Origin of the sequence: Streptomyces monticola, assembly GCF_042665355.1 — a bacterium.
In the GTDB taxonomy this organism is placed as follows: domain Bacteria; phylum Actinomycetota; class Actinomycetes; order Streptomycetales; family Streptomycetaceae; genus Streptomyces; species Streptomyces monticola.
In genome coordinates, this window is sequence record NZ_JBHTCF010000011.1 from 202,291 (window position 1) to 227,484 (window position 25,194).

Consider the following 25,194-nt stretch of genomic DNA (forward strand, 5'->3'; position numbering starts at 1 on the left):
CAGCGCCGGCGATGGGCTCAGTGGGAGTGGCCGTGACCGTGGCCCGCCTCGGCCTCTTCCTCTTCCTTCTTCTCGACGACCAGGGTCTCGGTCGTCAGGAGCAGGGAGGCGATGGACGCGGCGTTCTCCAGGGCGGAGCGGGTGACCTTGACCGGGTCGATGACGCCGGACTTCACCAGGTCCTCGTAGGCGCCGGTGGCGGCGTTGTAGCCGCTGCCCTTCTCGAGCTCGGCGACCTTGGAGACGATGACGTAGCCCTCGAGGCCGGCGTTCTCGGCGATCCAGCGCAGCGGCTCGACGGCGGCGCGGCGGACGACGGCGACACCGGTGGCCTCGTCGCCCTCCTTGCCGAGGGAGCCCTCGAGGACCTTCGCGGCGTGGACGAGCGCGGAGCCACCACCGGAGACGATGCCCTCCTCGACCGCGGCGCGGGTCGCGGAGATGGCGTCCTCCAGACGGTGCTTCTTCTCCTTCAGCTCCACCTCGGTGGCGGCGCCGACGCTGATCACGCACACGCCGCCGGCCAGCTTCGCGAGGCGCTCCTGGAGCTTCTCGCGGTCCCAGTCGGAGTCCGTGGCCTCGATCTCGGCCTTGATCTGGGCGACGCGGCCGTCGACGTCGGCCTTCTGGCCGCCGCCGTCGACGATCGTGGTGTCGTCCTTGGTGATGGTGACGCGGCGGGCGGTGCCGAGCACGTCGAGACCGGCCTGGTCGAGCTTGAGGCCGACCTCCTCGGCGATGACGGTGGCACCGGTGAGGGTGGCCATGTCGCCGAGCATCGCCTTGCGGCGGTCGCCGAAGCCGGGCGCCTTGACGGCGACGGCGTTGAAGGTGCCGCGGATCTTGTTCACGACGAGAGTGGAGAGCGCCTCACCCTCGACGTCCTCGGCGATGATCAGGAGCGGCTTGGAGCCACCGGCCTGGATGACCTTCTCCAGGAGCGGGAGCATGTCCTGGATCGAGGAGATCTTGCCCTGGTGGATCAGGATGTACGGGTCGTCGAGGACGGCCTCCATACGCTCCTGGTCGGTCACGAAGTAGTGGGACAGGTAGCCCTTGTCGAAGGCCATGCCCTCGGTGAAGTCGAGCTCCACGCCGAAGGTGTTGGACTCCTCGACGGTGATGACACCGTCCTTGCCGACCTTGTCCATGGCCTCGGCGATCAGCTCGCCGATCTGCTTGTCCTGGGCGGACAGCGCGGCCACGGCGGCGATGTCGGACTTGGAGTCGATGGGACGCGCGGTGGCGAGCAGGTCGTCGGAGACGGCCTTGACCGCGGCGTCGATGCCCTTCTTCAGGGCGGCCGGGGAGGCACCCGCGGCCACGTTGCGCAGGCCCTCGCGGACCAGGGCCTGGGCCAGCACGGTGGCGGTGGTGGTGCCGTCACCCGCGATGTCGTTGGTCTTGGTCGCCACCTCCTTCACCAGCTGGGCGCCGAGGTTCTCGTACGGGTCCTCGACCTCGACCTCACGGGCGATGGTGACGCCGTCGTTGGTGATGGTGGGGGCGCCGAACTTCTTGTCGATGACGACATTGCGGCCCTTGGGGCCGATGGTCACCTTGACGGTGTCGGCAAGCTTGTTGACGCCGCGCTCGAGGGCGCGACGGGCGTCCTCGTCGAACTTCAGGATCTTCGCCATGGAGCTGAATCAGTCCTCTCGAAAATGAACTGCGCCCCTGGCGCCCGGCTTCTTAATTGTCGCGGGGGCCAAGGGCGCAGCTCAAAAGCAAAACCGGTGAATTACTTCTCGACGATCGCGAGCACGTCGCGGGCCGAAAGGACGAGGTACTCCTCGCCGCTGTACTTCACCTCGGTGCCGCCGTACTTGCTGTACAGCACGATGTCGCCGGTCTTGACGTCGAGCGGAAGACGCTCGCCGTTCTCGAAACGGCCCGGGCCCACGGCCAGGACGACGCCCTCCTGGGGCTTCTCCTTGGCGGTGTCCGGAATAACCAGGCCAGAGGCCGTGGTCTGCTCTGCGTCGAGCGGCTGGACCACAATGCGGTCCTCGAGCGGCTTGATGGCAACCTTGGAGCTGGCGGTCGTCACGATCCGACCTCCCCCTTCGGAGATCTCACGGGGTTAACTGTCTGAGGTGGCGACCAGGTGGATCCGTCGTCGCGGGTGCCGGACCTGCCCGTCGCTGTGTTGGCACTCTCCAGTGGTGAGTGCCAGACCCGAGACTATGACTGCGATTAGCACTCGGTCAAGCGGAGTGCCAATCGCCGACCTGTACGGGGGGATGAATCACCACCGGCAGGCCTCGATTTCGCAACGTTCCGGCGGACGCCACGGTTCCGTACGACAGTCCTGGCATGCGGGAGGGCAGCGGGCGCGAGGCATGGCGGCGGAGGGCGGGCGATGCGCTGCTCGCCGTACTCCTGCTCGTCGGCGATGTCGCCGCGCTGGGCGCGGCGACGGTCATGGCCGGTATCCACCGCTGGAGCACGGGGCCGGTCCCGGGCATGGACCGGCTGCCCTACCTGACCACCGGGCCGGTCGCCGCGGTCATCGCGCTCAGCGGCGCCGTGCTCCTTCGGGGCGGGCTCAAGGCGTCCGGCGGGCTCCAGGTGGCGGTGAGCCTGCTGGCCATCGGCGCCCTGCTGATCGGCGGCGTCGCCGCCTACCGCGAACAGCGGCCCGAGCCCGCGCCGTCCACGTACGACCCCGGCCACACCGGCCGGCAGTGCCGCAGCGGCGGCGACAACAGCGAGTGTCTCGGCGGGTGACCGCAGCCGCCATCCCCGACGGGTGACCGCAGCCGCCGTCCCGGCGGGTGATCTCGATCGCAGGGGCGGGCGGAACCGTTGCGGGGGAAGTCACGTCCTCCACCTTGTGAAGATAAAGCGCCTTAAAGCGGAGCAGATCGGACAGGAAGCCGATTCCTCGGCCGCCACCGTCGGCCGCCGCAGCTCCCCCGCCGCGCTCTCGCACCGGCGTACCGAAGCCCTGCTCCTGGCGCTGACTGTCGCGGTCACCGTCTTCGGGCATGCCTATGTCGGGCTCGCGACCCATGGTCAACTGCCTGCGAATCTGGCCCAGTTCACGGCCAGCATGTCGTTGCTCGCGCTGGCCGGGCATCTGGCGGTGCGACGGTTCGCGGCGTATGCCGATCCGCTGATCCTGCCCATCGCGACGCTGCTCACCGGGCTCGGTCTGATCCTGCTGCACCGCCTGGACACCACGTACGCGGAGAAGTTCAAGAACGCGACCCCCACCGCGGGCGGGCAGCTGCTGTGGTCCGTGATCGGGGTCGCGGTCTGCATCGGGGTCCTGGTGGCGCTGCGCGACCACCGGCGGCTGCAGCGCTACATCTATCTGACGATGGCCGTCGCCCTGGTGCTCCTTATGGCACCCGCCTTCTTCCCCGGCGACACCTACGGCGCCAAGCGCTGGATCTATCTCGGCAGTCTGTCCTTCCAGCCCGGCGAGTTCGTGAAGATCATGATCGCGGTGTTCTTCGCGGGCTATCTGACCCTGAACCGGGACGCCCTCGCCCTGACCGGCCGCAAGCTGCTCGGTGTGCGGCTGCCCCCGGGGCGGCAGCTCGCGCCGATCCTGACCGTCTGGGTGGTCAGCCTGCTCGTGCTCGTCTTCGAGCGGGACCTGGGCACCTCGCTGATCTTCTTCGGGCTCTTCGTGGTGATGCTGTACGCGGCCACGGAGCGGCCCGGCTGGATCCTGTGCGGCGTGACCCTGGCCGCGGTCGGCGCCTTCGTGGTCGGCTCGCTGCAGCCGCATGTGCACGGGCGCGTCGAGGCCTGGCTGAACCCGTTCGAGGCGCTCACCCCCGAAGGGCAGGCCAAGGGCGCGTCCGACCAGCTCGCGCAGGCCCTGTTCAGCTTCGGCAGCGGCGGCCTCACCGGTTCCGGGCTCGGCCAGGGCCACCCGGAGCTGATCGGCTTCGCGGGCCGCAGCGACTTCATCCTGACCACGGTCGGCGAGGAGATGGGGCTCGCGGGACTGATGGCCGTGCTGCTCCTGTACGCCCTGCTCGTGCAGCGCGGTATGCGCACGGCCATCCTCGCCAGGGACTCCTTCGGCAAGCTGCTCGCGGCCGGGCTCGCGGCCGCCCTGATGCTCCAGGTGTTCGTGGTCTCGGGCGGCGTGATGGGCCTGATCCCGCTGACCGGCAAGGCGCTGCCGTTCCTCGCGAAGGGCGGCTCATCGCTGGTGGCGAACTGGGGGATGATCGCGCTGCTGCTGCGGATCAGCGACAGCGCGGGGCGGCACCGCGAGGCGTCCCTCGCGGAGCGCGACGATCCCGGTGACCTGGGCGACCTGGGTGACCGGGGTGACCGGGGTGACCGGGGTGGCTCCGGGGCCCGCGGGCCCGCCGCCCACGCCGCCGGCTCCCGTGCCGGGGACCGTCCTCAGGGCCCGTTCTCCACCGCCGCACGGGCCTGACGGCCGGGCCCGGAGTCAGAGGTAGTCCTCCAGGCGCGCCACCGTGTACCCCTGCGCCTGGATCCTGCGCAGCATCCGCGCCGTCATCTCGGTCAGCGAGGCGCCCTTCAGCTCGTCCGGGCCGCGGAAGTGCGCGAGGACGATGTCGCCGGGGCGCAGCTTGCCGCCCTCCGCGTACCGCAGGTCGTTGATCTGCATGGACGCCCGCCACAGCACCAGGGCGGAGAGCCCGCAGTCGGCGGCGGCGCGCAGGGTGTCGTCGTTGTAGTCGCCGTACGGTGGGCGGAAGAGCCGCGGTTTGATGCCGAAGCGCTCCTTGAGCTTGTCCTGCTGGCCGCAGATCTCCCAGCGCTGCCCTTCGTAGGAGAGTCCGGGCAGATAGGGGTGGTCGAGGGTGTGGTTCTGCACGGTCGCGCCCACCGCGCGCAGCTCGCCGAAGTGCGCGTAGCCGGGTCCCACCACGCTGTCCGTCAGGAACATGCTGACCGGCAGCTTCAGTTCCTTCACCATCCGGACGAACCGCGGATCGCGTTCCGCGCCGTCGTCGAAGGTCAGAAAGACGACCTTGTCCTTGGTCGGTACGCGGTCGATCACGGCGGGCAGCCCGGGCCCCGCGGCGGCGAGCGGTTTACGGGCCGGGGGCTTGGGCGCGGGCGCGAACGGCTTGCTCAGGCCCCAGCGGCGGTACGTCGCCGCGCTCACCCGGCGTTCCTCGACCTTCTGCGCGGCCTTCCTGCCGAGCCGCTCGATCGGGTCGACCGACTGGGCGCACCCGGTCAGCGCCCCGCTCACGGCCAGCGCACCGGCTGCCAGCACTCCGGCGAGCAGCCGGTGCGCGCGCCTCACCGTCCGGCCCCCGCCGAACCTGCCCCCGCCAGACCGGCCCTCACAGGTAGTCCTCCAGGCGGGCGATGGCGTACCCCTTGTCCGTCACCGTCTTCAGCAGGCGCCGGATCATGTCGGGCATGGTGCCCTTCCAGTCCTCCTTGCCGCGGAAGTGGGTGAGGATGATGTCGCCGGGGTGCAGGTCGCGGTCCCACTCGCGCCAGTCCATGCGGTCCACGAAGGCCTCGGCGTTCCACAGCGGGACGGCCTTGACGCCGCACTCCTTGGCGGCCTTCAGGGTCTCCTTGTTGTAGTTGCCGTAGGGCGGGCGGAAGAGCTCGGGCCGCTTGCCGTAGCGCTTCTGGATCACGTCCTGCATGCCGCAGATCTCGCGCTTCTGCTGTGCGTACGAAAGTCCGGGCATGTAGCGGTGGTTGAGCGTGTGGTTGTTCAGTACGACACCGCGGTCCTGCATCTTCTTGAAGTAGCCGTAGTCCTCCTTGACCAGGTAGTCGCTGAGGAAGGCGGTGTACGGGATCTTCAGGTCGCTCATCATCTTGAGGAACCGCGGGTCCTTCTCGGCCCCGTCGTCGATGGTGAGGAAGACGACCTTGTCCTTGGTCGGGACGGTGGTGAAGACCGGCGGCAGCTCCTTCTGCCCGGCGACGTCGAAGCCCTTGCGGGTGGTGATCCGGGGCTTCTTGGACGGCGCCTTCGGCGGGGTCAGCGGCATCTTGGCGACGTTCCAGCGCTTGACCGCCGCGAGCCGTGCGGCGTGCGCGGCCGCGCGCTGCTTGGCGAGGCCGGCCTGCTGCTGTCCGGGGGCCGGCTGGGCCGGGGTCCGTTCCGCTTCGCCGCCGGCGCAGCCGGAGGCCAGGGCGGCGGCGGTCACGAGGGCCACGGCCGCCTTGGCCTGGGTGGCCCCATTTCTGGCTGATTTTTCTTTTTGTCGTACTAGTTGCATGGCGTCGGATCCTGTCAGCGCGGGGCCGCCCAACTCCGCCGACACCGCCGCCCGGCGCGCACGATCCACCGACTGGCCGACACGGATCGCTTGCACGGGCCGGCACGGATCGCTTGCACGGGCCGGCACGGTTCGCTTGCACGGGCCGGCACGGTTCGCTTGCACGGGCGGAGACGGGCCACGGTCACCGGCACGGCGCCCGGATGCGAGCGTCGACCAGGACGGCTCGGCCGTGAGCACCGGCCAGGACGGCCCGGGTGCGAGCACCGGCCGGGACGGCCCGGCTTCCGCTGGCCGACAATGGCCGGGTGAACGACCTCGACCCCCCGGACCCCCTCGCCGCCTTCGCCGCCCTGCTCACCGACGAGGGGCGCGCGCTGCTCGACGAAGTGCGGGAGCACGACCCCGCCCAGGAGCTGGCCCTCGCGACCCGGCTCCGCCGTGACCACCCGGCGGGACTGGTCTCCGCGGCCCTCGGCCAGGCCCGGCTGCGCCAGCGCGCGGCCGCGAAGTTCGGGGCGGCGGACGCGCGGCGGATGTTCTTCACGCCGAACGGCGTCGAGCAGGCGACCCGGACGAGCGTCGCGGCGTACCGCGCGGAGCGGTTCAAGGAGCTCGGCGTGAGCAGCGTGGCCGATCTGTGCTGCGGGATCGGCGGCGACGCGATCGCACTCGCCCGCGCTGGGATCTCCGTACTGGCCGTCGACCGCGACCCGTTGACCTGCGAGGTGGCGCGGGCCAACGCGGCCGCGCTCGGCCTCGGCGATCTCATCGAGGTGCGCTGCGCGGACGTCGCGGACATCGACACCTCGGCGTACGACGCGGTCTTCGTGGACCCGGCCCGGCGCGGCGGTCGCGGGCGCATCTTCGACCCGGAGGCCTACTCGCCGCCGCTCTCCTGGGCGGTCGATGCCGCCCGCAAGGCCCCGCACGCGGCCCTGAAGATCGCCCCCGGCGTACCGCACGAGGCGGTGCCCGAGGACGCCGAGGCGGAGTGGATCTCGGACGGCGGTGACGTGAAGGAGGCGGTGCTGTGGTTCGGCGAGGGCATCGGCCCCGGCTCGGTGAGAGCCACGCTGCTGCCCGCGCACGCCACGCTGTGGACGGCACTCTCGACGATGCTGCCCGACCCCGGACCGCGGCCGGTCGGGCGCTTTCTGTACGAGCCGGACGGCGCCGTCATCCGGGCCCATCTGGTCGCCGAGGTGGCGAAGGAGGTCGGCGGGGGCCTGCTTGACCCGACGATCGCGTACGTCACGAGCGACGAGCGGCACGAGACAGTGTTCGCGAGCGCCTACGAGATCACCGACCAACTCCCATTCAACGTAAAGAAGTTGAAGGCCCTGCTGCGGGAGCGGGGAGTCGGCGTCCTGACCGTCAAGAAGCGCGGCTCGGCCGTCGAGCCGGAGGAACTGCGCCGCAAGGTGAAACCGCAGGGGCCGAACTCGGCGACGGTGTTCCTGACCCGGGTCGCGGGAGCGCCGACGATGCTGATCGGCGCCCCGGCCACACCCGCCGGCCGACCACCCGCCTGACCGTCACGAGCGCTCACCCTCCGAGCGCTCACCCTCCGCCCGCCGGAGCAGCAGTTCCCGTTCACGTTCGTTGCGGGCGAGGGCTGCCGCGCGGATGAATTCGGTGCGGGCCTCCGCCGTGCGGCCGAGGCGGGCGAGGAGGTCGCCGCGGACGCTGGGCAGCAAGTGGTAGCCCCGCAGGGCGGGTTCGGCGGCCAGGGCGTCGACGAGGGCGAGGGCGGGTTCGGGGCCCTGTGCCATGGAGACGGCCACCGCGCGGTTGAGCTCCACGACCGGGGACGGGGTGCGCGCGGCGAGCAGCTCGTAGAGGGTCGCGATCTGTGTCCAGTCGGTGTCCTCGTAGGTGTGCGCCCGGGCATGGCTCGCGGCGATGGCGGCCTGCAGGGTGTACGGGCCCGGGGCGCCGCCCACCGCCTGGGCCCGGCCGAGGGCGGCGAAGCCGCGGCGGATGAGCAGCCGGTTCCAGCGGCTGCGGTGCTGCTCGGCGAGCAGCACCGGCTCGCCGGACGGGCCGGTACGAGCCGCCGTACGTGAGGCCTGGAACTCCAACAGCGCGGCGAGTCCGTGCACTTCGGGCTCTTTGGGCATCAGCCCCTGCAGCACCCGGGCAAGGCGCAGGGCGTCCTCGCACAGAGCGGGCCGCAGCCAGTCGTCGCCCGCGGTGGCGGCGTACCCCTCGTTGAAGATCAGGTAGATGACCTCGAGGACGGAGCCGAGCCGGGCCTCGCGGTCGGGCCCGTACGGCACTTCGAAGGCGACGCCCTGCTTGGCGAGGCTGCGTTTGGCGCGCACGATGCGCTGGGCGGCGGTCGCCTCGGAGGTGAGGAAGGCGCGGGCGATCTCGGGGGTGCTGAGGCCGCCGAGCAGCTTCAGGGTGAGCGCGATCCGGGCCTCGGCGGAGAGCACCGGATGGCAGGCGGTGAAGACGAGCCGCAGCAGGTCGTCGTCGATGTCGTCCGGCGCTGCGGGCTCCTGCGGCGGTGGCACGGCCGCCAAGTCCCGTCCCATCTCGGCCAGTTTGCGGGCGTAGCGCTCGCGGCGGCGGACCAGGTCGACGGCGCGGTGTCTGGCCGTGGCCATGAGCCAGGCGCCCGGGTTGTCCGGGACCCCCGTCTGCGGCCACTGCTCAAGAGCGGCGACCAGCGCGTCCTGCGCGAGTTCCTCCGCTATCCCGACGTCGTGCACGACCCGGGCCACGCCCGCGATGATGCGGGGCGACTCGATCCTGAAGACCGCCTCGATCGCCTCGTTGGCCCGGTGGGTGGCCGCTTCACCCTGTTCGTCCGTCACGGCCACCCATCAAAGCACCCGGAAGGGCGGACCTCAGCCCTCTTCGATCTGCCGGACCTCGGCGCTGATCGTCCAGTACGGCTCGTGGGTCTGCAGGAAGCGCTTGGTCCACTCGACGGCCTCGGCCATGTCCTTGCACTGGGAGATCGAGTAGCCGCCGATGACCTCCTTGGTCTCGGTGAACGGCCCGTCCGTGACGGAGATCCGGCCGCCCTCCCAGTGCACACGGCTGCCCTGCGAGGTCGGGGCGAGCCCGGCGGTGTCGAGCATGACGCCGGCCTTGGTGATCTCCTCCAGGAGCTTGCCCATGCGCTCCTGGAGCTCCGGGCTCGGGCCGCCCTCGGGGACGTTGTTCTCATCGATACGGATCATGGTCAGGAAGCGCGGCATGGTGACTCCTCGGTCCGGGAGACGGGGGCCTCTCCCCCGCCTCTCACCCATGCGTCGAACGGGCGGACCAGGAATCGACACGCTCCCCGGATTTCTTCGAAGATCTTTTACGAAACCACGCGAAAACGGTACGAGACCTAGGCGACGGCCACCGACTCGAACCGCCACCGGTGCACCGCGCGCCGCACCAACTCGCCGTCAGGTTCCGGCAGTTCGGGCAGGTCGGCGTCGTAGGCCGCGTCCCACCAGGTGATCACGAGAACCCGGTCCTCGGGTGCGGCGAAGGTCTCACGGCGCAGCGGAGCGACAGCCAGTTCCTGCGCGCCGGCCCAGTCGAGCAGCTCCCCGCCCCGGCCCTCCACGGCCCGGGCCTCCCACATCAGGGCGACGGTCATGAGTACAGGTTGTCCTTTGCCACTTCGTGCACGTGATCGTGAGAGTGAGAGTGAGAGTGCGTGTGGGCCTGCGAGTGGCCGTGGGAGTGGGCGTCACCGTGTCCCGGCACATGCGGCTCCGTCACCGGGAGCGAGGAGTCCGCCGACAGGTCCCAGTCCGACGTGGACCGGCCCCGTGCCACCATCTCGGCGCCGAGTGCCGCGACCATCGCGCCGTTGTCCGTGCACAGCTTGGGCCGTGGCACGCGCAGCTGGATGCCCGCGCGCTCGCAGCGCTCCTGGGCGAGGGCGCGAAGGCGCGAGTTGGCGGCCACGCCACCGCCGATCATGAGGTGGTCGACCCCCTCGTCCTTGCAGGCCCGCACCGCCTTACGGGTCAGCACATCGACGACGGCCTCCTGGAAGGACGCCGACACATCACGGACCGGCACGTCCTCGCCGGCGTTCCGCTTCGCCTCGATCCAGCGCGCCACGGCGGTCTTCAGACCGGAGAAGGAGAAGTCGTACGCCGGGTCGCGCGGCCCGGTGAGCCCCCGCGGGAAGGAGATCGCGTTCGGGTCGCCCTCCTTCGCGTACCGGTCGATGACGGGGCCGCCGGGGAAGCCGAGGTTGAGCACCCGGGCGATCTTGTCGAAGGCCTCGCCCGCAGCGTCGTCGATGGTCGCGCCCATGGGGCGTACGTCCGAGGTGATGTCGGAGGAGAGCAGCAGCGAGGAGTGTCCGCCGGAGACGAGCAGCGCCATCGTGGGCTCGGGCAGCGGGCCGTGCTCCAGCTGGTCCACGCAGATGTGCGAGGCCAGGTGGTTCACGCCGTACAGCGGCTTGCCCAGGGCGTAGGCGTACGCCTTCGCGGCCGAGACGCCGACGAGCAGCGCGCCCGCAAGCCCGGGCCCGGCCGTCACGGAGATCCCGTCGAGGTCACGGGCGCTCACGCCCGCCTCCTTCAGGGCCCGTTCGATGGTCGGCACCATCGCTTCGAGGTGGGCACGCGAGGCGACCTCCGGCACGACGCCGCCGAAGCGGGCGTGCTCGTCGACGCTGGAGGCGACGGCGTCCGCGAGCAGCGTGGTGCCGCGGACGATGCCGACGCCGGTCTCGTCGCAGGAGGTCTCGATGCCGAGAACGAGAGGCTCGTCGCGTGAGTCAGCCATGGGTGTCGGTTCCTTGTACTTGTACGGAGGAGGCCGGGTCGGCGAGACGCATCACCAGGGCGTCCACGTTCCCGGGCTGGTAGTAGCCGCGCCGGAAGCCGATCGGCTCGAAACCGAAGCGCTCGTACAGCTTCTGGGCACGGGTGTTGTCGACGCGCACTTCGAGCAGCACTTCGCCGCACTCGAAGGCGGTGGCGGCCCGCAGCAGGTCGCTGAGCAGCGCGGCGCCGAGCCCGCTGCCCCAGTACTCGCGGGCGACGGCGATGGTCTGGACGTCCCCGAGCCCGCCGGCGGCGGCCAGGCCCGCGTACCCGACGACCTCGTCCTGCGCGAGCGCGACGACGAAGTGCCTGGTGGCCAACGGGCCGCGGGAGTGCGCGAGTTCGGACCAGAACATGCCGCGCGACCAGGCGTCCTCGGGGAACAGCTCACGTTCGAGCACCATCACGGGCTCGATGTCCCACCAGCGCATCCCGCGCAGGACGGGAGTATCCACGGTGGTCACTTGGGGGTGACCACCTTGTAGTTCTTGGGGACTTGGGCGTCGGGGCGGCGCAGGTACAGCGGCCGTGGCGGCTCGAGGTCCACGCCCGCCGCGAGCCGCTCGGCGGCGAGGGAGGCGAGGGCGGCGGCGGAGACATGCTCGGGGCCGCGGGCGTCGGCGAAGGTGTCCGGGTAGAGCAGCGCGCCGGCGCCGGCGGCGGGCAGTCCCGCCACGCGCTCGGCGATCTCCGCGGGCCGGTCGACGGCCGGGTCGGTGAGCCGGGTGCGCGCGTCGGCGTACCGCGCCCAGTAGACCTCCTTGCGCCGGGCATCGGTGGCGACCACGAACTCGCCGTCGATCCCGGCCGCGTAGGCCAGGCCGTCGAGCGTGCACAGGCCGTGCACCGGGACGCCGAGCGCGGAGCCGAAGGTCTCGGCGGTCATGAGGCCGACCCGGAGGCCGGTGTAGGGGCCGGGGCCGACGCCCGCCACGATCGCGGTGACGGCGTCGAGTTTCACGCCCGCGTCGGCGAGCACCCGGTCGACGGCCGGAAGCAGCAGCTCCCCGTGTCTGCGTGCGTCGACCTGAGCGGACTCGGCGACGACGGATGCGCCGTCGTGCAGGGCGACGGTCACGGCGGGGGTGGCGGTATCCAGAGCGAGCAAGAGCACGCAAACAGCCTACGGCTTGCGCGGCCGTGGCACGGTGCCCAGGCGAGGGGTTCACCTGCTGCTACCGTCACCATCAAGACGTATATACGAAGGGTGGAACGGTGGCACGCAGCAGCTCGGGAATCGTGGCCGGGCTCACCGCGGCGGCCCTCGCCGCGGTCGGCTTCCTCGCCTACCAGGCCTCGGCCAACGCCCCGGAGACCCTGGGCAAGCCCAAGCAGGACTCCTCCGCGGCCACCCCTCAGCACCCCAAGGACAAGGCCGACCCGAACGCGGTACCCGCGGCGTCGGGCAGCGGCGAGCGCGTCGTCTACTCCCTCGGCACCGACCAGGTCTGGCTGGTCGGCGGGGACAACAAGGCGCAGCGCTCCTTCAAGGTCACCCCGTCCACGGTCGATCCGCAGCCCGGTGAGTACGCCGTGACCACCCGTTCCGGCTCGGTCGTCGGCTCCGACGGGGTGCCGATCGAGCACGTCGTGCGGTTCGCGAACGCGGACGGCGTCGCGATCGGCTTCAGTGCCGCCGTGGACGGCTCGATGCCGAAGCCCGACCCGTCGAAGAAGACCGGCGGCATCCGCCAGACGCGGGCCGACGGCAAGGCGATGTGGGAGTTCGCGACGGTCGGCACGACCGTTTACGTGGTGCCGTAACTCCCGTACCCCATCGCCTCGGCCGGCCCGATCGGCCCGATCGGCCCCACCAGCTCGGCCGGCCCGATCAGCTCGGCCGGCTCAGGCCGCGTCCGGCTGCCGGTCCGTCTCCTGGGCGGCCGTGGACTCCGGGCATCGCTCCGGGAACCGGGGCGGGGTGGACACCGCGCTCGCGGCGGCACACGAAGCCAGCAGCTCACTCATCGACAGCGCTTGCGGCTTGGTCTCACGTTCCGGCGCCGACATGGTGCCTCCCGAGCTCGGCCCTGCGAGGTTAGGTACACCTAACCAGGTCGTGGTATCCATGTGACCACGCCGGGTCCTCGGCATGCAACATCTTCCCGACGGCCTGTCGGAAACTTCGGGGGAACGTACGAAAACGGGCGTTCAGGCGACCGGAAACAGCCCCTGGCCAGGGCGCCTCAGACGGCGAGCGCCGTGAGGTCGGCCGCCGTCCAGCGCTCCCCGATCCCCGTGAGCGCGACCTGGCGCACATCGTCGTCGGTGTCACCGGTGGCGCGGTCGATGACCACGTGAAGGCGGTCGTCGGAGAGCTCCTCGACCTTGCCCTCGCCCCACTCCACGACGATCACCGAGTCGGGCAGCGAGACATCGAGGTCCAGGTCCTCCATCTCGTCGAGCCCGCCGCCGAGGCGGTACGCGTCCACGTGCACCAGCGGCGGACCGTCACCGAGCGGGGGGTGGACGCGGGCGATCACGAAGGTGGGCGAGGTGACGGCGCCGCGCACGTTCAGACCTTCGCCGAGGCCACGGGTGAGCGTCGTCTTGCCCGCGCCGAGCTCACCGGTCAGCATCACCAGGTCGCCGGGGCGCAGGACTTCGGCGATACGGCGCCCCAACTCCCGCATCTGCTCGGGGGAGTTGACGGTGAGGCCGGTGCTACGGACGGGTGCCGGGCTGTGCGGTGCTTCCATAGCCATCCACGGTAGCCGCTGCCGGGACGGCGCCCGCCCGGACCAGGAGATCAGCGAGCCGGTCCACGACTAGCTCGGGGTGCTCCATCATCACCAGGTGCCCGGCGTCCGGCACGATCACCAGCTCCGCGTCCGGCAGCAGATCGGCGATGGCCTCGCTGTGCTCGCTCGGCGTCACCAGGTCCTTGTCGCCGGCCAGGACGAGGACGGGCAGCGCGGCGAAGCGCCCGAGCGCCTCCGCCTTGTCGTGGTCCGCGAAGGCCGGATAGAACTCGGCGACCACGTCGATCGGCGTGCCCTCGATCATCCGCTCGGCGAACCGTGCCACCGCGGGGTCCACATCACGGGACGCGAACGAGTACCGCTTGATGATCCCCGCGAACAGGTCGGCGGTGGCCCTGCGCCCCTTCTCCACCAGCTCCGCGCGCTGGCCGAGCGCCTTGAGCACACCGGGGAGCACTCGTCGCACCGCGTTGACGCCCGCCACCGGCAGGCCGTAGTTGACCTCGCCGAGCTTGCCCGACGACGTACCCACGAAGGCGACACCGGCGACCCGGTCACGGATCAGCTCGGGGAACTGGTCGGCAAGGGCCATCACCGTCATGCCGCCCATCGAGTGGCCGACCAGGACCAGCGGGCCCTCGGGCGCCGCCGTGTCGATCACCGCCTTGAGGTCCCGGCCCAGTTGGTCGATGTCGACCGGCGTGCCGTCCTCGGCCTGGGACCTGCCGCGGTCCGAGCGGCCGTGGCTGCGCTGGTCCCAGTACACGGTGCGCACGGCGCCGCGCAGGGCGGCCCGCTGGAAGTGCCAGGAGTCCTGGCTCAGGCAGTAGCCGTGGCTGAAGACCACGGTGACCGGTGCCGGTGTCCTGCGGCCGAAGAGGCGCCGCCGCTTGGGGGCCGCGCTCTGCCCCGGCTCCGCCTCCTCCACCTCGTAGTACAGCTGCGTGCCGTCGTCCGCCCGCGCCTTGCCCGGCTGGCCGCGCAGCGCGCCGTAGGGGCCCGCCGAGTCGAGGGCGAGCCTGGCCTTCTTGCGCATGCCGCGGCCGACGGTGAGCCGCTCGATGGCGACGCCTGCCGCGGCGCCGGCGGCGACCACCCCTATCGCGGCACCCGCGACACCGGCCCGGCGCCAGTTCGTGGCCACCGAGCCCGCTGTCTTCGCCGCGTCCACCGCCGCGTCCACGGCGGCCCCCGTGCTGGTCTCGCTCACGTGCCGCTCCTGCCTGTGCTCGGTCGGTTCAGCGCTGTGCCCGCACGTCCGTCGGATCGGGCTGCTCGTTCACATAGACGCGGGGGACCCGCGATCCGATGCGGGTCACGATCTCGTAGCCGATGGTGTCCGCGGCCCGCGCCCAGTCCTCGGCCGTCGGCTCGCCCCGGTCGCCGGGGCCGAAGAGCACGGCCGCGTCCCCCACATCGGGCTCGTCCCCGCCCAGGTCGACGACGAACTGGTCCATCGCGATCCGCCCGGCCGCCGTCCGCCACTTGCCGCCGATCAGGACCGGGCCGCGGCCCGACGCGCCCCGCGGCAGTCCGTCGCCGTAACCGGCGGGGACCAGGCCGAGGGTGGTGGCGCCCGGTGTCACGTAGTGATGGCCGTAACTGACGCCGTGGCCCGCGGGCACCTGCTTGACCAGGGCGAGAGAGGCGGTGAGCGTCATCACCGGGCGCAGGCCGAAGTCGGCGGGCACCCCGACCTCGGGGCTCGGCGAGACGCCGTACATCGCGATGCCGGGGCGCACCAGGTCGTAGTGGGAGTCCGGCAGCGTGAGCGTCGCCGGGGAGTTGGCGATATGCCGGACCTCGGGGCGCAGGCCCGCGTCCTCGGCGTACGCCACCATCTGCGCGAAAGCGGTGGACTGCGCGGCGATCGACGGGTGGCCCGGCTCGTCCGCGCAGGCGTAGTGCGACCAGAGGCCGGTGATCCGCAGGGTGCCCTCGGCCTCGGCCTTGAGGGACTCCTCGACCAGCTCCGGCCAGTCATCGGGCCGGCAGCCGTTCCTGCCGAGGCCGGTGTCGGCCTTGAGCTGCACCTTGGCCGTACGCCCCGCCTGGCGCGCCGCGGCGACGACCTCGCGCAGCGCCCACATGCCGCTGACCGACACCTCGACCTCGGCCTCGACGGCCTGCCGCCACGGGCCGCCCGGCGTCCACAGCCAGCACAGGACACGGGCCTCGTCGGGGCCGATCCCGGCGGCGCGCAGGGCGAGCGCCTCCTCGGGGGTTGCGGTGCCCAGCCAGGTCGCGCCCGCCTGGAGCGCGGCCCTGGCGCAGGGCACCATCCCGTGTCCGTACGCGTCCGCCTTCACCACGGCCATGAACTCGGCGCGCGGTGCGCGGGCGCGCAGGGCCCGCACATTGGCCCGCAGAGCGGCCAGATCGATCTCGGCGCGGACGCGCAGGGGTGTCTCGTTCATCGGGTTCAGTGTCTCAGAGCCGTCCGACAAGTCGGGCTCCGCGCAGCTGTTGGACGGAACACCCCCGCCCGGAGCGCCCAGGAACCAGGGCGCTCCCCGTCCCGGGACCCCGGGCTCAGGCCCCGGGCCAAGCCCCGGGCTCAGGGCCTGCGGCCCCAGATGTAGACCCGGTCGCCCTTGCCGAGGACGGACCACAGCCTGCGGGCGTCGCGGAAGCGCATGTTCACGCATCCCGGTGAGCCCGGCGGGTTGTAGACACTGCCGTAGATGGCGTGGAAGGCCTGGCCGCCGCTGAAGAACTGGCTGAACGGCATGGGGGTGTTGAACAGCGTCGAGTAGTGGTTCTTGTGCTTCCAGTAGACCTTGTGCCAGCCGCTGCGCGTCGGCGTCGAGCGCTTGCCCGTGCGCACCGGGACCGGGCCGAAGAGGGTGCGCTTGCCCTTCTGCACCCACATCAGCTGCCGGGTCAGGTCCACGCAGGCGACGCGGTACTTGCGCTGCGGGCACTTGCGGGCGGCGTTCGGGTTCTTGGCGGCGGCGAGCCAGCGCATCCGGGCCCAGGTCACGGGCCCGGCGAAGCCGATATTGGGGCGGATGCCCTGCGCGGTCTGGAACCTGCGGATCGCCCGGCAGTCCGCGGCGGACTGCCGCCCGTCCGCCTTGAGCCGCAGATAGCGCTCCACCTGCCGCTGGTAGGGCCCGGTCCGTTTGCTGCACTTCGGCGCCGCGGCACCGCGCACCACTTCGCCCGGCGGTACGTACTCGATCAGGGCGTCGATCGCGGCGGGCGGCTCGTACGGTTCGACCGCGTCCTCCGCGGCGCTCGGCTCGTACACCCGCGGCGGCATCGCCTGGTCCGGGGTGTCCAGCTGCCAGGACTCGTACGGCGTGAGCGGCACCCCGGGCACCAGCTGCTGCAGCGGGGCGGGGACGGGCGGCCGGGGACCGGCGAACGCGGGCCCGGCGGGCAGCAGCGCGGCGACCGCCAGTACGACGGCCAGGGACCGGCGTGTGGAGTTACTGATCATGCGATCAGGAAAGCGCCGGAATCGTCCGATTCCGGCGCAGCCACGCGGCCGGGCCGCGCGTTCTCCCTCATTGTGGGCAACGGTCAGGGGGGGGCGTCAGGGAGTGACCACCACGGCGTGACCAGGTGGTGGCCGTCGGAGCGGGCCCTACCCCCGCACATCCCGCCACGCCGCCGGAATCGCCGCGGCCACGTCCTGCGCTCCGACCGGCGCCCCCTGAGCGGCGAGCCGGGCGGCGAGGCCGTGCAGATACGCCCCGACGGACCCGGCGTCCACAGCCGTGAGGCCCGCCGCGAGCAGCGCCCCCGCGAGCCCTGCGAGGACATCACCGCTGCCCGCCGTGGCCAGCCACGAGGTGCCGGTCGGGTTGACCCGGACCGGGCCGCCCTCCGGCCCCGCCACCAGTGTCGTCGCCCCCTTCAGGAGCACCGCCGCCCGGTACTCCGCCGCGAGCCGGCGCACCGCCGCGAGCCGGCCCGCCTCGACCTCGGACCGTTCGACCCCGAGCAGCGCCGCGGCCTCCCCGGCGTGCGGGGTGAGGAGCGTGGGCGCCGTCCGTGCCCGCACCACCTCCGGGTCGGCGAGCCGCAGGCCGTCGGCGTCCACGAGCACCGGCACGTCCGCGGCAAGCACGTCCCGCAGCTGTTCCCTGCCGTGCGCGTCGTCCCCGAGCCCCGGCCCGACGACCCAGGCCTGCACGCGCCCGGCCCTGGACGGCGGCCCCGCGTGCACCAGCGCCTCGGGGAAGCGCGCGATCACCGCGTCCGCCGCGGGGCCCACGTACCGCACCGCGCCGGCACCGGAGCGCAGCGCTCCGGCCACGGCGAGCACGGCGGCCCCCGGGTAACGCGCCGAGCCGGCCGCGATCCCGACGACCCCGCGCCGGTATTTGTCGCTCGAAGCGCCCGGCACCGGAAGCAGCGCCGCCACATCCGCGTACTGCAGCGCCTCGAGCTCGGGCACCGCGGGCAGTCCGAGGCCGATGTCGATCAGCCGCACCGCGCCCGCGCGCTCCCGCGCCGGGTCGATCAGCAGCCCCGGCTTGTACGTCCCGAACGTCACCGTCGCATCGGCGCGCACCGCGTCGCCGAGCACCTCACCGGTGTCCGCCTCGACGCCGCTCGGCAGGTCGACGGCGACGACCAGGGCCCCTGACTCCCTTACCGCGCCCATCAGTTGGGCGGCGGCGGGGCGGAGGCCGCCCTTGCCGCCGATCCCTACGATTCCGTCGAGCACGAGGTCCGCGCCCGCGATATCCCGCTCCGCGGCGGCCGAGACCCGGCCACCGGCCGCCCGCAGCGCCTTCAGACCGCCCTCGTGGGCACGCTCGGGGGCCAGGAGCACGGCCGTGACGCCGGCCCCGCGGCGGGCGAGACGTGCCCCGGCGTACAGCGCGTCGCCGCCGTTGTCACCGCCGCCCACGAGGAGCACGACACGCTTGCCGTAGACCCGGCCGAGCAACTCGGCGCAGGCGGCGGCCAGTCCGGCCGCGGCCCGCTGCATCAGCGCACCCTCGGGGAGCCGTGCCATCAGCTCCCGTTCGGCCGTCCGTACCGTCTCGACACCGAACGCTGTCCGCATACGAAGTCGCTCATCCCTCCGCGATCACCACGGCGGAGGCGATCCCCGCGTCGTGGCTCAATGACACATGCCAGCCGCGCACTCCGAGCTCCGCGGCGCGCGCCGCCACCGTGCCCCGTACCCGCAGCCGGGGCTGCCCACTGTCCTCGACGTACACCTCGGCGTCGGTCCAGTGCAGCCCGGCGGGCGCGCCCAGGGCCTTGGCGAGTGCCTCCTTGGCCGCGAACCGCGCGGCGAGCGAGGCGATCCCGCGCCGCTCGCCGCCGGGGAGCAGCAACTCCCGCTCCACGAAAAGCCGGTCGGCGAGGCCGGGGGTCCGCTCCAGGGACGCCCGGAACCGGTCGACCTCCGCCACATCGATCCCCACACCAATGATCATTCGACGGTGACCGACTTCGCCAGATTCCTCGGCTGGTCCACTTCGTTGCCCCGGGCCGTGGCCAGTTCGCAGGCGAAGACCTGCAGCGGCACCGTCGCCACCAGGGGCTGCAGCAGCGTCGGTGTGGCCGGAATACGGATCAGGTGGTCCGCGTACGGCACGACCGCCTCGTCGCCCTCCTCCGCGATCACGATGGTGCGCGCCCCACGGGCCCTGATCTCCTGGATATTGGACACGATCTTGTCGTGCAGCACGGAGCGCCCGCGCGGCGACGGCACGATCACCACCACCGGCACGTCCCGCTCGATCAGCGCGATCGGCCCGTGCTTGAGCTCCCCGGCGGCGAAGCCCTCGGCGTGCATATACGCCAACTCCTTGAGCTTCAGGGCGCCTTCGAGCGCCACCGGGTACCCCACGTGGCGTCCGAGGAACAGCACGGTGTTCTTGTCGGCGAGCGAGCGCGCCAGCTCACGCACCGGCTCCATGGTGTCCAGGACCTGCTCGACCGCGCCCGCGATCTCGGAGAGTTCATGGATGACGGCGCCGATCTCGTCGCCCCACTTGGTGCCGCGTACCTGGCCCAGGTACAGCGCCACCAGATAGCAGGCGACGAGCTGGGTGAGGAACGCCTTGGTCGAGGCGACGGCGACCTCGGGCCCCGCGTGGGTGTAGAGCACCGCGTCCGACTCACGGGGGATCGTCGAGCCGTTGGTGTTGCAGATGGCCAGGACCTTGGAGCCCTGCTCACGGGCGTGCCGCAGCGCCATCAGGGTGTCCATCGTCTCGCCGGACTGCGAGATGGCGATCACCAGGGTGCGCGGGTCCAGAATCGGGTCCCGGTAACGGAATTCGCTCGCCAGCTCCACCTCGCACGGCATCCGGGTCCAGTGCTCGATGGCGTACTTGGCGATCAGCCCCGCGTGGAACGCCGTACCGCAGGCCACGATGACGACCTTGTCGACCTCGCGCAGCACGGAGTCGGGGATGCGCACCTCGTCGAGTGTCAGGGAGCCCGCCGCGTCGATCCGGCCCAGGAGCGTATCTGCGACGGCCTTGGGCTGCTCGGCGATCTCCTTGAGCATGAAGTAGTCATAACCCCCCTTTTCCGCGGCTGAGACGTCCCAGTCGACGTGATAGGTGCGGTGGTCCGCGGGGTTGCCCTCGAAGTCCGTCACCGTCACGCCGCCCTGCCGCAGCTCGACGACCTGGTCCTGGCCCAGCTCGATCGCGGTCCGGGTGTGGGCGATGAACGCGGCCACGTCCGAGGCGAGAAAGGACTCACCTTCTCCAACGCCCACCACCAGCGGGGAGTTCCGGCGCGCACCGACCACCACATCGGGCTCGTCCGCGTGCACGGCGACCAGCGTGAAGGCCCCGTCCAGGCGACGGCACACCAGCCGCATCGACTCGGCGAGATCGGCGCACGCCGAGTACTCCTCGGCCAGCAGATGCGCCACCACCTCGGTGTCCGTCTCGGAGGACAGACGGTGGCCGCGCTCCTCCAACTCGGCCCGCAGGGCGGCGAAGTTCTCGATGATGCCGTTGTGCACGACGGCGACCCGGCCCGCGTTGTCCAGATGCGGATGGGCGTTGCCGTCCGTGGGCCCGCCGTGCGTGGCCCAGCGGGTGTGCCCGATCCCGCTGGAGCCGGCCGGCAGCGGCCGGTCCACCAGTTCCTTCTCGAGGTTGACGAGCTTTCCCGCCTTCTTCGCGGCGGCGAGCCCGCCGTCCGCGAGCACGGCGACACCCGCCGAGTCATAGCCCCGGTACTCCAGCCGCTTCAGTCCGGCGAGTACGACATCAAGCGCCGACTGTGAGCCGACGTAGCCAACGATTCCGCACATGGCCGCAGCCTACGGCGCCGGACACCGGCAACCTCTCAGCCCCGCCCGCACACCCCCGCCCGAGGGGCTGTTACCGGCCGCGCGCTATCCGGTCCCTGGCCTCCTCGACCAGATACAGATACTCCAGCTCCTCGCAGCGCGGCTTGCTGCCCGGCTCGTACATGTCGAGGCAGTCCTCCAGGTCCTCGCCCAGATCCTCATCGGGCAGGTCGAGGGCCAGCTCGCTGCTGACCCGCCCCGCGAATTCCGCCCGCGCCCCCAGGGCGGCCTGCGCTCTGCGGCGGCGGACACGGGCGAAGACACGACGGCGTACGGACATGGCGCCCCCCTCGGGCCCCGGAGCTGTGCGGCTCACCCGCCCCGGCACAGTCCGGAACGTATCCCCGTTCGCATAAGCGGTCTAGACCTCACACACGGCCAACCGTCCCGCAAGGCATATCCGGCCCACACGCCTCAAAGTGGACTCTGTACACCTCAAAGTGGACCCACGTGACGCACCCCACCCGCCATCCCGTTCATCCAGCCGCAACAATGAAGTAGTGATCACTTCGCCGCCCCGAAGCGCCCACCGCCCGCCGCACCGCCGCGCCGAGCCGACGCCCTACGTCGACCTGACCCGCGCGGAGTGGAGCGCCCTGCGCGAAAAGACACCGCTCCCGCTCACCGCGGACGAGGTCGAGAAGCTGCGCGGCCTCGGCGACGTCATCGACCTGGACGAGGTCCGTGACGTCTATCTGCCGCTGTCCCGGCTGCTCAATCTCTACGTCGGCGCCACCGACGCCCTGCGCGGAGCCCTCAACACCTTCCTCGGCGACACCGGCGGCGGCCACGGCACGCAGTACGGCACGCCCTTCGTCATAGGAGTCGCCGGCTCCGTGGCCGTCGGCAAGTCCACCGTGGCCCGCCTCCTGCAGGCGTTGCTCGCCCGCTGGCCCGAGCACCCGCGCGTGGAGCTGGTCACCACGGACGGCTTCCTGTGGCCGATGAAGGAGCTCAAGGAGCGCGGTCTGCTGTCCCGCAAGGGCTTCCCCGAGTCGTACGACCGCCGCGCCCTGACCCGCTTCGTCGCCGACATCAAGGCCGGCAAGGACGAGGTCACGGCCCCCGTCTACTCCCACCTCATCTACGACATCGTCCCCGGCCGACGCCTCACCGTGCGCCGCCCCGACATCCTGATCGTGGAGGGCCTGAACGTCCTGCAGCCCGCCCTGCCCGGCAAGGACGGCCGCACCCGCGTGGGCCTCGCCGACTACTTCGACTTCAGCGTGTACGTGGACGCGAAGCCCGAGGACATCGAGCAGTGGTACCTCAACCGCTTCAAGAAGCTGCGCCAGACCGCGTTCCAGAACCCGGACTCGTACTTCCACCGGCACACGGCGGTCTCCGAGGAGGAGGCCCTGGACTACGCACGCACCATGTGGCGCACCATCAACAAGCCCAACCTCCTGGAGAACGTGGCCCCCACCCGCGGCCGCGCCACCCTGGTCCTGCGCAAGGGCCCTGACCACAAGGTCCAGCGCCTGCGCCTGCGCAAGCTCTGAGCCGGGTAGGGGGCCTGGGCCCGCACCAACGCGTACGCCCCTCGCCCACGGACATCCGTGGGCGAGGGGCGTACGCGTACCGCTTCGAGATTCCCTGCGGCCTAGCCCAGCGCGGACTTCACCACATCGGCGAGCCGCTCCGCCACCGACCGTGCCTGGTCGATGTCGGCGGCCTCCACCATCACGCGCACCAGCGGCTCCGTACCGGAGGAGCGCAGCAACACCCGCCCGGTGGCGCCCAGTTCACGCTCGGCGTCGGTGACCGCTGCGGTCAGCTCCGGCGAGGTGCTGACCCGGCTCTTGTCGACGTCCGGGACGTTGATGAGCACCTGCGGCAGGCGCTCCATGACACCGGCGAGCTCCTTGAGGCCGCGCCCCGTCTGGGCGACCCGGGCGGCCAGCATCAGGCCGGTCAGGGTGCCGTCGCCGGTCGTCGCGTGGTCGAGGATGATCACGTGCCCGGACTGCTCGCCGCCGAGGGCGTAGCCGTGCTCCTTCATCGACTCGAGCACATAGCGGTCGCCGACGCCGGTCTGCACGAGGGCGACGCCTTCGCCCTCCATGGCCAGCTTGAAGCCGAGGTTGGACATCACGGTGGCGACCACGGTGTCCTTGCGCAGCGCGCCCCGCTCCCGCATCGCCAGGGCGAGCACGGCGAGGATCTGGTCGCCGTCCACCTCGTCGCCGGTGTGGTCCACGGCGAGACAGCGGTCGGCGTCGCCGTCGTGCGCGATACCGAGGTCGGCGCCGTGCTCGACGACGGCGGCCTTCAGGAGGTCCAGATGCGTGGAGCCGCAGCCGTCGTTGATGTTCAGGCCGTCCGGGTCCGCGCCGATCGTGATGACCTCGGCACCGGCGCGCGCGAAGGCCTCGGGCGAGACCCGCGATGCCGCGCCGTGTGCCTCGTCGAGGACGATCTTCAGCCCGTCGAGACGGTTCGGCAGCACGCCGATGAGGTGCGCGACGTACTGGTCGAAGCCCTCGTCGTAGGACTTCACACGGCCGACGCCGCCGCCCGTGGGCCGCTGCCAGGGGTTACCGGTGCGGTGCTCCTCGTAGACCGACTCGATCCGGTCCTCCAGCTCGTCGGCGAGCTTGTGGCCGCCGCGCGCGAAGAACTTGATGCCGTTGTCGGGCATGGCGTTGTGGCTCGCGGAGAGCATCACGCCGAGGTCCGCGCCGAGCGCACCGGTGAGGTACGCGACAGCCGGGGTCGGCAGGACACCGACGCGCAGCACGTCGACTCCGGCGCTCGCCAGGCCCGCGACCACCGCGGCCTCCAGGAACTCCCCGGACGCACGCGGATCACGCCCGACCACCGCCGTCGGCCGATGCCCCTCGAACGTGCCCGCCTCGGCCAGTACATGAGCCGCCGCCACGGAGAGTCCGAGCGCGAGCTCGGCCGTCAGATCCGCGTTGGCGACACCACGCACGCCGTCCGTGCCGAAGAGTCGTCCCACTGGTGTCCTCCGAACTTTCGAGAAGCCTTCGGAATTGCTCCGAACATTCAGCCTCTGGGCGCCTTATGTCGTTATACGCCCAAGGCGGTTGATAACACGAACGCCCCGGTAGCACTCAGCGTGCCGCCGGGGCGTTCGTACTGCAGAGAGCAGGCAGCGATTAGCGCTTGCTGTACTGCGGGGCCTTACGGGCCTTCTTGAGACCGGCCTTCTTGCGCTCGACCGCACGGTCGTCGCGCTTGAGGAAGCCGGCCTTCTTGAGGGCGCCGCGGTTGTTGTCGACGTCCGCCTCGTTCAGGGCGCGGGCCACGCCGAGGCGCAGGGCGCCGGCCTGGCCGGAGACACCGCCACCCGCGATGCGGGCGATGACGTCGTAACGGTCGTCGAGCTCGAGCACCTTGAAGGGCTCGTTGACTTCCTGCTGGTGCACCTTGTTGGGGAAGTAGTCCTCAAGGGTGCGACCGTTGATCTTCCACTTGCCGGTGCCCGGGACGATCCGGACGCGGGCGATGGCGTTCTTGCGACGGCCCAGGCCGGCGGCCGGCTGCGGGTCGCCGAAGCGCGCGGCGTTCGACTCCGAGGTGAACTCGCCCTCGACGGGCGCCTCGGACTCGGTGGTGTACTGCTCGGGGGTCTCGGTCTCGATGTCCTCGAGCGGCTGCTCAGTGGTGGTCTCGGCCACGATTCTCCTCAGATTCTCTTCAGTCTTAGGGGGTGGCCGGACTTACTGCGCGACCTGGGTGATCTCGAACGGCACCGGCTGCTGGGCAGCGTGCGGGTGCTGGTCGCCCGAGTAGACCTTCAGCTTCGAGAGCATCTGACGGCCCAGGGTGTTCTTCGGGAGCATGCCCTTGACGGCCTTCTCGACGGCCTTCTCGGGGTTCTTCTCGAGCAGCTCGTCGTAACGGACGGAGCGCAGACCACCCGGGTAACCGGAGTGGCGGTACGCCATCTTCTGGGTCCGCTTGTTGCCGGACAGGTGCACCTTGTCGGCGTTGATGATGATGACGAAGTCACCAGCGTCAACGTGCGGCGCATAGATCGGCTTGTGCTTGCCCCGCAGGAGGGTGGCGGCAGTGGTCGCCAGACGACCCAGGACAACGTCCTGAGCGTCAATGACGTGCCACTGGCGGGTCACATCGCCGGGCTTGGGGCTGTACGTACGCACGGTCGTAGCCTTCGCTTCTTCTGTGGTTGGGTCCTGGGCAAGGCCACCACGGACGATCACGACAGCCATGACCGC

Annotated in this window: 27 protein-coding genes; 5 read left to right on the plus strand and 22 right to left on the minus strand. The window is 71.3% G+C overall.

The features are described from left to right. Window positions 1-17: 17 nt before the first annotated feature. Together groL and groES are read right to left on the minus strand one after the other, a co-directional pair. Window positions 18-1,640, minus strand: a complete 1,623-nt coding sequence (groL, locus tag ACFQVC_RS24920; protein ID WP_381834438.1) for a chaperonin GroEL — start codon at window positions 1,638-1,640, stop codon at window positions 18-20. Window positions 1,641-1,741: 101 nt separating this feature from the next. Beyond that, window positions 1,742-2,050 (minus strand): co-chaperone GroES, encoded by a 309-nt coding sequence (groES, locus tag ACFQVC_RS24925; protein ID WP_005313390.1) that lies wholly within the window; start codon window positions 2,048-2,050, stop codon window positions 1,742-1,744. 266 nt (window positions 2,051-2,316) lie between these two features. On the opposite strand from groES, the gene ACFQVC_RS24930 reads away from it, so the two are divergent. Together ACFQVC_RS24930 and ACFQVC_RS24935 are read left to right on the plus strand one after the other, a co-directional pair. Continuing rightward, window positions 2,317-2,730: a DUF6234 family protein gene (locus tag ACFQVC_RS24930; RefSeq protein ID WP_381834441.1), complete on the plus strand. Its 414-nt coding sequence runs from the start codon at window positions 2,317-2,319 to the stop codon at window positions 2,728-2,730. Window positions 2,731-2,866: 136 nt separating this feature from the next. Further along, window positions 2,867-4,408 (plus strand): FtsW/RodA/SpoVE family cell cycle protein, encoded by a 1,542-nt coding sequence (locus ACFQVC_RS24935; protein ID WP_381834746.1) that lies wholly within the window; start codon window positions 2,867-2,869, stop codon window positions 4,406-4,408. A gap of 15 nt (window positions 4,409-4,423) precedes the next feature. On the opposite strand, the gene ACFQVC_RS24940 is transcribed toward ACFQVC_RS24935, so the two are convergent. Next, window positions 4,424-5,254, minus strand: a complete 831-nt coding sequence (locus tag ACFQVC_RS24940; protein ID WP_381834444.1) for a polysaccharide deacetylase family protein — start codon at window positions 5,252-5,254, stop codon at window positions 4,424-4,426. A 40-nt stretch (window positions 5,255-5,294) separates the two neighbouring features. Beyond that, the gene (locus ACFQVC_RS24945; protein WP_381834447.1) at window positions 5,295-6,197 is read right to left on the minus strand and encodes a polysaccharide deacetylase family protein; all 903 of its coding nucleotides are present in this window, start codon (window positions 6,195-6,197) and stop codon (window positions 5,295-5,297) included. Between the two features lie 308 nt (window positions 6,198-6,505). Here ACFQVC_RS24945 and ACFQVC_RS24950 point away from each other — a divergent pair, with 308 nt between their 5' ends. Then, on the plus strand, window positions 6,506-7,732 hold the full coding sequence (locus tag ACFQVC_RS24950) for a class I SAM-dependent methyltransferase (protein WP_417851986.1): 1,227 nt from the start codon (window positions 6,506-6,508) through the stop codon (window positions 7,730-7,732). 3 nt (window positions 7,733-7,735) lie between these two features. Here the strand turns inward: ACFQVC_RS24950 and ACFQVC_RS24955 are convergent, their stop codons facing one another. From ACFQVC_RS24955 to tsaB, 6 genes are all read right to left on the minus strand, one after another. Next, on the minus strand, window positions 7,736-9,022 hold the full coding sequence (locus tag ACFQVC_RS24955) for an RNA polymerase sigma factor (RefSeq protein ID WP_381834450.1): 1,287 nt from the start codon (window positions 9,020-9,022) through the stop codon (window positions 7,736-7,738). Window positions 9,023-9,055: 33 nt separating this feature from the next. Beyond that, window positions 9,056-9,412 (minus strand): YciI family protein, encoded by a 357-nt coding sequence (locus ACFQVC_RS24960; protein WP_381834453.1) that lies wholly within the window; start codon window positions 9,410-9,412, stop codon window positions 9,056-9,058. A gap of 137 nt (window positions 9,413-9,549) precedes the next feature. Then, complete coding sequence (locus ACFQVC_RS24965) at window positions 9,550-9,807, minus strand: hypothetical protein (protein ID WP_381834456.1); 258 nt, start codon at window positions 9,805-9,807, stop codon at window positions 9,550-9,552. Further along, window positions 9,804-10,958, minus strand: coding sequence for a tRNA (adenosine(37)-N6)-threonylcarbamoyltransferase complex transferase subunit TsaD (gene tsaD / locus ACFQVC_RS24970; protein WP_381834458.1), 1,155 nt, complete (start codon window positions 10,956-10,958; stop codon window positions 9,804-9,806). The genes ACFQVC_RS24965 and tsaD overlap by 4 nt, the downstream gene beginning before the upstream one ends. Then, a complete protein-coding gene (gene rimI / locus ACFQVC_RS24975; protein ID WP_381834750.1) occupies window positions 10,951-11,430 on the minus strand; it encodes a ribosomal protein S18-alanine N-acetyltransferase in 480 nt (159 codons plus the stop codon). Before rimI ends, tsaD begins: the two co-directional genes overlap by 8 nt. Before the next feature lie 29 nt (window positions 11,431-11,459). Further along, a complete protein-coding gene (gene tsaB / locus ACFQVC_RS24980) occupies window positions 11,460-12,113 on the minus strand; it encodes a tRNA (adenosine(37)-N6)-threonylcarbamoyltransferase complex dimerization subunit type 1 TsaB (protein ID WP_381834461.1) in 654 nt (217 codons plus the stop codon). A 101-nt stretch (window positions 12,114-12,214) separates the two neighbouring features. Between tsaB and ACFQVC_RS24985 the strand changes: the two genes are divergently transcribed. Beyond that, window positions 12,215-12,763 carry a hypothetical protein gene (locus tag ACFQVC_RS24985; RefSeq protein WP_381834464.1) on the plus strand — a complete coding sequence of 183 codons (549 nt, stop codon included), beginning with the start codon at window positions 12,215-12,217 and terminating at the stop codon, window positions 12,761-12,763. A gap of 81 nt (window positions 12,764-12,844) precedes the next feature. On the opposite strand, the gene ACFQVC_RS24990 is transcribed toward ACFQVC_RS24985, so the two are convergent. The 9 genes from ACFQVC_RS24990 to ACFQVC_RS25030 all read right to left on the minus strand — a co-directional run bounded on the left by ACFQVC_RS24990 (window position 12,845) and on the right by ACFQVC_RS25030 (window position 21,269). Then, window positions 12,845-13,009: a hypothetical protein gene (locus tag ACFQVC_RS24990; RefSeq protein ID WP_381834467.1), complete on the minus strand. Its 165-nt coding sequence runs from the start codon at window positions 13,007-13,009 to the stop codon at window positions 12,845-12,847. A gap of 176 nt (window positions 13,010-13,185) precedes the next feature. Beyond that, the gene (tsaE, locus tag ACFQVC_RS24995; protein ID WP_381834469.1) at window positions 13,186-13,698 is read right to left on the minus strand and encodes a tRNA (adenosine(37)-N6)-threonylcarbamoyltransferase complex ATPase subunit type 1 TsaE; all 513 of its coding nucleotides are present in this window, start codon (window positions 13,696-13,698) and stop codon (window positions 13,186-13,188) included. Next, on the minus strand, window positions 13,664-14,911 hold the full coding sequence (locus ACFQVC_RS25000) for an alpha/beta fold hydrolase (protein ID WP_381834472.1): 1,248 nt from the start codon (window positions 14,909-14,911) through the stop codon (window positions 13,664-13,666). Before ACFQVC_RS25000 ends, tsaE begins: the two co-directional genes overlap by 35 nt. 28 nt (window positions 14,912-14,939) lie before the next feature. Continuing rightward, window positions 14,940-16,118, minus strand: coding sequence for an alanine racemase (alr, locus tag ACFQVC_RS25005; RefSeq protein WP_381834475.1), 1,179 nt, complete (start codon window positions 16,116-16,118; stop codon window positions 14,940-14,942). 140 nt (window positions 16,119-16,258) lie between these two features. Continuing rightward, window positions 16,259-17,146, minus strand: coding sequence for a L,D-transpeptidase family protein (locus tag ACFQVC_RS25010; protein WP_381834478.1), 888 nt, complete (start codon window positions 17,144-17,146; stop codon window positions 16,259-16,261). A gap of 147 nt (window positions 17,147-17,293) precedes the next feature. Then, entirely contained in the window at window positions 17,294-18,727 is a 1,434-nt protein-coding gene (locus ACFQVC_RS25015) for an NAD(P)H-hydrate dehydratase (protein ID WP_381834481.1), read from the minus strand. Between the two features lie 10 nt (window positions 18,728-18,737). Beyond that, window positions 18,738-19,106: a holo-ACP synthase gene (locus tag ACFQVC_RS25020; RefSeq protein ID WP_381834484.1), complete on the minus strand. Its 369-nt coding sequence runs from the start codon at window positions 19,104-19,106 to the stop codon at window positions 18,738-18,740. Then, a complete protein-coding gene (gene glmS, locus ACFQVC_RS25025) occupies window positions 19,103-20,950 on the minus strand; it encodes a glutamine--fructose-6-phosphate transaminase (isomerizing) (RefSeq protein WP_381834487.1) in 1,848 nt (615 codons plus the stop codon). The genes ACFQVC_RS25020 and glmS overlap by 4 nt, the downstream gene beginning before the upstream one ends. A gap of 70 nt (window positions 20,951-21,020) precedes the next feature. Beyond that, the gene (locus ACFQVC_RS25030) at window positions 21,021-21,269 is read right to left on the minus strand and encodes a hypothetical protein (RefSeq protein WP_381834490.1); all 249 of its coding nucleotides are present in this window, start codon (window positions 21,267-21,269) and stop codon (window positions 21,021-21,023) included. Between the two features lie 220 nt (window positions 21,270-21,489). Here ACFQVC_RS25030 and coaA point away from each other — a divergent pair, with 220 nt between their 5' ends. Then, window positions 21,490-22,491 (plus strand): type I pantothenate kinase, encoded by a 1,002-nt coding sequence (gene coaA, locus ACFQVC_RS25035; RefSeq protein ID WP_381834494.1) that lies wholly within the window; start codon window positions 21,490-21,492, stop codon window positions 22,489-22,491. Between the two features lie 101 nt (window positions 22,492-22,592). Here coaA and glmM read toward each other — a convergent pair whose 3' ends face one another. The 3 genes from glmM to rplM all read right to left on the minus strand — a co-directional run bounded on the left by glmM (window position 22,593) and on the right by rplM (window position 25,119). After that, window positions 22,593-23,951 (minus strand): phosphoglucosamine mutase, encoded by a 1,359-nt coding sequence (gene glmM / locus ACFQVC_RS25040; protein WP_381834497.1) that lies wholly within the window; start codon window positions 23,949-23,951, stop codon window positions 22,593-22,595. A 160-nt stretch (window positions 23,952-24,111) separates the two neighbouring features. Beyond that, window positions 24,112-24,633 (minus strand): 30S ribosomal protein S9, encoded by a 522-nt coding sequence (gene rpsI / locus ACFQVC_RS25045; RefSeq protein ID WP_381834500.1) that lies wholly within the window; start codon window positions 24,631-24,633, stop codon window positions 24,112-24,114. 42 nt (window positions 24,634-24,675) lie between these two features. Further along, entirely contained in the window at window positions 24,676-25,119 is a 444-nt protein-coding gene (gene rplM / locus ACFQVC_RS25050) for a 50S ribosomal protein L13 (RefSeq protein ID WP_361258840.1), read from the minus strand. Window positions 25,120-25,194: the final 75 nt, after the last annotated feature.